Origin of the sequence: Massilia sp. UYP32 (assembly GCF_050434365.1) — a bacterium.
GTDB classification, from domain to species: Bacteria; Pseudomonadota; Gammaproteobacteria; order Burkholderiales; family Burkholderiaceae_D; genus Telluria; species Telluria timonae.
This window is the reverse complement of sequence record NZ_JBNDIK010000058.1, coordinates 1-2,135: the sequence shown is the minus strand read 5'-3', so window position 1 is coordinate 2,135 and position 2,135 is coordinate 1. Positions and strand designations below refer to the sequence as shown.

Genomic DNA, 2,135 nt, shown 5'->3' with positions numbered 1-2,135 from the left:
AGCAAAACACCAATTCTGGCGCTCAAAGAATGGCAGAAAAAGCGCCCCGAATTATTTGTCAAACGGGTTTATGAACAGGCGGGACTTGACAAATAGTCACCGGTACCTGTGCGTCGCCGTCTATCGGCTGACCCTGGCTACCGTTGCAATGAACTGATCAAAATCAACCGGTTTTCGAATATGCGTCTCGAATCCTGCGGAGAGCGCATGGCTCACATCGGTGGGGCGGGTGAAGCCGCTCAGTGCGATCGCCGGGGTGCTTGCAGTGGCTTGCAATGTACGGAGCGCCGCCAGTAAAGCGTATCCATCCATCTCCGGCATGCCAATGTCCGAAATAATCAAATGAAAGGTTTCTGCGGCGCCATCCACAAGTTCCAAGGCCTGGGAAGGGCCAGGTGCCGATGTCACTTGCGCCCCTTCGGTTTCCAACAGCGCCGCAAGCGCTTCGACCGTCTCGGTGGCATCGTCTACGAGCAGGATACGCTTGCCGACCAGGCCTCCTGTTTTCAAGGTATCGGTCGACGGCAGCGATGACTGCGGGTTCGTAACTGGAAAATAGATGCGGAACGTGGCGCCAAGCCCCACTCCCTTGGACTCGGCCTCTACCCTGCCCCCGTGACTGTCGATAAGCTCTTTGACGAGCGCCAAGCCAATACCCATGCCCCCGTACTGCCGAGCGGTACCGTTGTTCCCTTGACGGAACATGTCAAATATATGGGGAAGGAGTTCTGGGGCAATTCCGCTTCCGGTGTCCGTGACCTCGATGCATGCTACATCATCGAATTCACGTCGAACCTGCACGCGCACTGTTCCACCCTGTGGGGTGAATTTCAATGCATTGCTCAGCAAGTTCCACACGATCTGCTCAATCCTGACAACGTCGCCTTGGATGATCAGCTCGCCAGTACAGACATCGGTGTGAAGCGTCAGTTTTTTTTGCTTCGCCTCGTCTTCCATCAGTTTGACGACCTGGCTTACACTTTCCGCGAGGTCGAGCTGCGAATATGTCAGGGTCAGCTTGCCAGTGTGCAAGCGCGACAGGTCCATCAAGTCATCGATGATCCGCGCTTGCCCCTTCACCATGCGCTTGATCGTGTCAGTCCCGCGCGCGACCACAGGAAGCGCGGCGGCCTCGGGAAGACGGCTCAGCATTTCCGCGGTCAGCTGAATCAGATTCAGCGGTTGTTTGAGCTCGTGGGAGAGCACGGCAAAGAATTCATCACGCACTCGCGCAGCCTCCTCGGCCCGGATTCTTTCCTGTTTTTCCGATTCCAGCCTGGCATCCTGCTGATCGTGCCGCCATTTGGAATCGGTCATGTCCCGGGCAATCTTGACGAAACCGCCGATTTCGTCGTCCACCAAAGGCGAGGTAATACCACTGCAGAAGACGCGCGTGCCATTGCGACGCACATGCCAGCGGTCGTCCTCGGAACGGCCGTCCATTCTTGCACGGTGCAGTTCTTCAGTGAATATGCCGGCATCGCGGTCTTCGGGCGTGTACAGAATATCGCCGCCATGGCCGACGATATAGGATGCAGGATAGCCGAACATCCGCTCGGCACCACCGTTCCAGCTGGTAATGATGCCATCGTTGTTCATCGTGGTAATCGCATAGTCGCGGGTGCTGGCTGCAATGAGGCGCATCTGTCGCTCACTGCCAAGCAGCCTTTCTTCGGCCAGCTTGCGACGGGAAATATCGATGAACGACAACACCAGCCCCTCGATCCTGTCTTCCGCCGTGCGGTAAGGCAAAAGGCGGGCGATGTACCACGTGCCATCGGTCGTGCCGCGCACTTCACGCTCGACCGGCTGCAGCGTGGAGAACACTTGTTCTATGTCGCTTTCCATTGAGGGATAATCCAGCCGACAATTGATATCGAGGATAGAACGTTCGATATCGGCGCTGATCAGGTTGAACAGTCGCGTGCAGGGCTTCGAATAACGCTTGATGTTAAGCTTGCGGCCGATAAAAAGGATCGCGATTTCGGTTGCCGAAAGAAAGTTCTGCAGGTCGTCGTTGGATTTCGCCGTCTCGTCGACCTAAAGTGGACCCATCAGTCAAGACACTCAGCCGGCTAGTTTAAGCTGTGTCCATTTCCACTTCAGCAGCTGCCCGGCGCTGCCCCGTTCCGCCG

1 protein-coding gene is annotated in these 2,135 nt (G+C 56.5%); it reads right to left on the bottom strand.

Features of this window, described 5'->3' with window-relative positions; translation table 11 throughout:
- Positions 1-120: 120 nt before the first annotated feature.
- On the bottom strand, positions 121-2,010 hold the full coding sequence (locus ABIB42_RS25800) for an ATP-binding protein (RefSeq protein ID WP_429249207.1): 1,890 nt from the start codon (positions 2,008-2,010) through the stop codon (positions 121-123).
- Positions 2,011-2,135 lie beyond the last annotated feature (125 nt).